The following is a 4059-nucleotide window of genomic DNA, read 5'->3' as shown; positions in this document are numbered from 1 at the left end:
AGCGGATACACCTTTTCGACTTTGGCGTCGGGTCGCATCATGAGCGGCTGGCTCCTGAAAAGAATCGGGAGCACAGCATTGCGGATCAACAGTTGGCTTTGAATGTGGTGTTCATGGATCGGATACGAGCCGCCAATAGCTTTCAGGCAAGCCCAGATCGGCGCGTTTGGCTGCCCCGAATAGGGGAAGTTGACTCTGATAAGCGTCTACGGCGTGGGCTTTCTTTTTTACACTCGAGGTGGGAAATTTAACCGCACACATTCCCAACCCAGCCTGCTTCCACGCGGCGAGCCTATCAACGACCAAGCCCGGCACCCGCCGATAGATGGCCTCCTCATAGACGAGCCAATTTATTGGGTGATCAGTTGCTCCATACGCTGTGTACTGTTGTGCAAGAAGAAGCACTTCGCGCACTGCCAAACAAGCGTTGCTTGTCAGCAGATGATCGGGGTGGGCAAGCCCCAGAGGCATGAGAATGGTCCCACCCCTTTCCTGAAGTATTGTTTTTAGCGCCAGCACGAGGTCGGTCGTTTGATAGCTGCGACCGTATTGGCCATCCCAGAAATTGAGCCATGCGCTTCTCGCACCAAGTCTGCGCATCGACTCCGAATCTTCCTCACGTCGCGTGAGCACAGCCTGATGTCCACTGCTAAAACCTGTCGCTATATCCCAAGGCGGGGCCTTGATTCCAGGATCAGGCACGCCAGCGAATACCGTGATCACGAGAGCGTCTCGACTCTCTGCCAAAAGGCACCCGCAACTGAAGACAGCATCATCTAAATGCGGGGAAATTACGGTGATCTGCTTGGGGATAGTTAAAAGCATTGATTCCACTTCCTGATAGGGGATGTGTAAGGCCTGTCGCTTCATCAATTTCTGGACGCCGGTACCTCTCCTCAGTTATAGCCAAGTTTATGAGATCCGGGGAACATTGCTGATGAAGTCAGCAACATTGCAAATAAGGCGCGCAAGGAAGGTGCAGAAGCGCTTCGACTTTGCGTAAAAAATTCGTTTACAGGATTTTCAGTCGCTCAACGTTCGCAGTCATTTTTTTGGAAAGCGTGTGGTAAGAATCGACTGGATGGAAGGCCATTTGCTGTTCAGTCAGCTTGCCAATCAGTTGCACCGCACTAATGACTCGGGAATCAGCTTGGTCGCATCGAGCAAATCGAAACCGAACAAATGCTTGTCAGGGTCAGCGACGATTTGTACACCGAACTCCCACTCTGGGTAATGCCCCTGATCGATTGCTTCCCAGAAGTCGCGTCGATGGAAATCGGCATCTTTACCACGCAGCTTGACTGCTTCGTCCCAGATCAGGGAGTGCCCGCCGAGCACGGGCTTCCAATGGAACTTGACGAAGCTGGAGGTGCCAGCGGCATCGATAAAGAGGAAGGTGTGTAACCCCGAAGCCTTCCATCATCGCGAACCTGCGCGGAATGGCGCGGTCCCACATAAGCCACATCAAGGTATGGCTGGTTTCCGGCACCATGGAATGGAATCCCAGAACGTATCGTGGGCTGAGGCGGCCTGCGGAATCTCGTTATGCGGCTCGGGTTTGACTGCATGTATGAGGTCGGGAAATTTGATCGCATCCTGCACGAAAAACACCGGCATGTTGTTACCGACCAGGTCGAAGTTGCCTTCCTCGGTATGAAATCTGACCGGGAAGCCGCGCACGTCCCGTGCCGTATCAGTCGATCCACGCGAACCGGCCACGGTTGAAAAACGCACAAAAACCGGCGTTTTCACGCTCGGGTCGTTTAGAAAGCCGGCCAACACGCGGGGCGTTCTTTTTTGTCAGCTGTGGGTTTTCTGCCAGTCGTCACTACGGCGTGTGCTGGTCAAGACCTGTCAAATTCTCAGTAAGCGGTTTTTCGCTTGCGCTTGGTAATGGAAACGCTCCTTGGAAAATTGAACGTGGTGGTGATCCACCTGGAACAGCAGGGCCAAGACCTCCACTCTTTTTGTTGCGGGCGACGATACCTTGCTCGGGATTGTCCGGGGCACTAACCACCCATGCCACCCATGCCGGCTGCTATTAGTTGTGTAGGTGATCCAGATAATCGTGGTTACGCTGAAGGTCGTGGTTCTCCGAGAGCTGCGGCTTGGCTTATTGGCAAATAGGTTGTCACTCAGCTATACCAGCAAAATTCTTTTCATTAGGGTGATGCCCACGCTACACCCGATAATAGTCCCGGTACCACTTCACAAAGCTCGCGACTCCGGTTTCAACCGAAATCGTCGGGTAGAACTCCACCCATTCCGCCAGTGCCGTTACATCGGCCCATGTTTCTACGACATCTCCCGCTTGCATCGGCAGCAAACGTCGTTGCGCTTTGATGCCGATTGTCATTTCCAGGCAATCGACGAAATCCAGCAGCTTGACCGGCTGCCCTCGACCAATGTTGTAAACCTTGCCAGCGGTGACTTGTGATTCACCTGCCTCAAGACTTGCGCGCCAGGACGGTGGCCGTAAGCGTAGACGCACGATGCTTTCGACAATGTCGTCGATGTGGGTGAAGTCCCGTGACATTTGCCCTTCGTTGTAAATATCGATGGGCCGGTTTTCCAGGATCGCCTTGCTGAACTTGAACAGCGCCATGTCTGGACGCCCCCAAGGGCCGTACACCGTGAAAAAGCGCAAACCAGTGGTCTGAATGCCGTACAGGTGAGAGTAGCTGTACGCCATCAGCTCATTGGCGCGTTTGGTAGCGGCATAGAAGGAAATCGGGCAATCGGCCCGGTCCTCGACCGAAAACGGCATTTTGCCGTTCAAACCATAGACCGAGCTGCTCGAAGCATAGATGAAGTGTGCCGGCTTATAGCTGCGGCAGGCCTCCAACATGTTCAGAAAACCGATCAGGTTGGACTCGGCGTAGGCATTTGGATTATCCAGCGAATAGCGGACCCCGGCCTGGGCCGCCAAATGAATCACATCGGTAAAGGCATGGGTCTGGAACAACTCCATTAATGCGCCTTTATCGACAATATCCATTTGCTGGAAACGGAAGTTGGGATACGCGGCCAATTGAGCCAGACGACCGTGCTTGAGTTCAACGCTGTAGTAATCGTTGAGGTTATCGATGCCGATAACCTCAAGGCCTTCTTCGCAGCAACGCTTGGCGGTGTGATAGCCAATAAAACCGGCAGCGCCGGTGATCAGAATGGTCATGCTTGAGACGTCCGGCCACGGCCAATGGCGTAATAACCGAGGCCGGCGGCCTTCAGATGAGCGGGGTCGAACAGATTGCGGTCATCGAATAGCACGCGATCAGCCGCCGGAGGAGTTCCCACCGCATTGAAAATGATATCGGCGAAATTGCCGCCGAATGCGCCATCAGTGCTGAACATAAGTCGTTTGGAAACCAGGTTCTTTACCAGCAGTTCAGACAACCCAGGCTCGAAGATGGGCGAATGCCCTTGGTTCAATGATTCAATTCGCTGTGCATTGATATCAATGCAAAAGACTGAATGCCTGACCTCTGCCAGACAAGCCGCCTGTCTCAGTCCGACGTCACCGGTACCGAATACGGTAATCTTCATTCACCACTCCCCATATCTAAATTAAGGCGGCCAGAGTTCTCACCAGTCAACACCGCTCTCAGGTCGAGAGGGTTGACTGGTGAGAGTCTAGTTGCTTGTAGATGACTCGCTTGGGTCGCTGTTAATCAGGAACAGAGGGATGATCGGCGGATCTGTTGGATAACGCCATCAAATACTCGCCACCGGTGCTGAGGTGGCCCAACCATCGGCCGGCCGCTTGGTGGCAATCCTCCCGGCCAGCCTAAAGAACAAGGACGTATTGCCAGGCTCGCGGTATTTGGTCAGCGCCATGTCTCACTATCTGAGTGGAAACAGCATAGCGCAGATCATGGATGTAGCCGGCGTTTCATAATTGATGCTGCCTTCCTTGTACAGCATGCCGTTAAGGAAGGTCTGAAGTACCCACCGATTTTTCATGCCCTCTCTGCTTGAGGTTCAAAAAATCATGAGTCGGTCGAAAAACAGGCCTTTCCTGTCCTTAATTCATGGTTCTTTCCTCTAGTCGCGCTGCTT

3 protein-coding genes and 2 pseudogenes are annotated in these 4059 nt (G+C 53.3%); all 5 read right to left on the bottom strand.

All coding sequences use genetic code 11. The features are described from left to right. Positions 1 to 111: 111 nt before the first annotated feature. A complete protein-coding gene (locus FQ187_RS29675; RefSeq protein ID WP_218580720.1) occupies positions 112 to 825 on the bottom strand; it encodes a PIG-L deacetylase family protein in 714 nt (237 codons plus the stop codon). A gap of 291 nt (positions 826 to 1116) precedes the next feature. Further along, on the bottom strand, positions 1117 to 1386 hold the full coding sequence (locus FQ187_RS31090; RefSeq protein WP_371925566.1) for a catalase: 270 nt from the start codon (positions 1384 to 1386) through the stop codon (positions 1117 to 1119). After that, positions 1286 to 1719, bottom strand: a pseudogene (locus FQ187_RS29670) (catalase). Before FQ187_RS29670 ends, FQ187_RS31090 begins: the two are co-directional and overlap by 101 nt. A 460-nt stretch (positions 1720 to 2179) precedes the next feature. After that, complete coding sequence (locus FQ187_RS29665; protein WP_149632204.1) at positions 2180 to 3175, bottom strand: NAD-dependent epimerase; 996 nt, start codon at positions 3173 to 3175, stop codon at positions 2180 to 2182. A gap of 98 nt (positions 3176 to 3273) precedes the next feature. Further along, a pseudogene (locus tag FQ187_RS29660) lies at positions 3274 to 3546 on the bottom strand (UDP-glucose 6-dehydrogenase); the annotation flags it as partial. Between the last annotated feature and the right edge of the window lie 513 nt (positions 3547 to 4059).

The organism is Pseudomonas sp. ANT_J28, from assembly GCF_008370005.1.
Classification (GTDB): Bacteria; Pseudomonadota; Gammaproteobacteria; order Pseudomonadales; family Pseudomonadaceae; genus Aquipseudomonas; species Aquipseudomonas frigoris.
Note: the sequence above shows the minus strand (reverse complement) of the source record. Positions and strands in the feature narration are given on the sequence as shown.

What these genes read in the sequence shown, in the direction of transcription:
- FQ187_RS29675 (WP_218580720.1), bottom strand. Translation starts at nt 825, where the DNA reads ATGCTTTTAACTATCCCCAAGCAGATCACCGTAATTTCCCCGCATTTA.
- FQ187_RS29665 (WP_149632204.1), bottom strand. Translation starts at nt 3,175, where the DNA reads ATGACCATTCTGATCACCGGCGCTGCCGGTTTTATTGGCTATCACACC.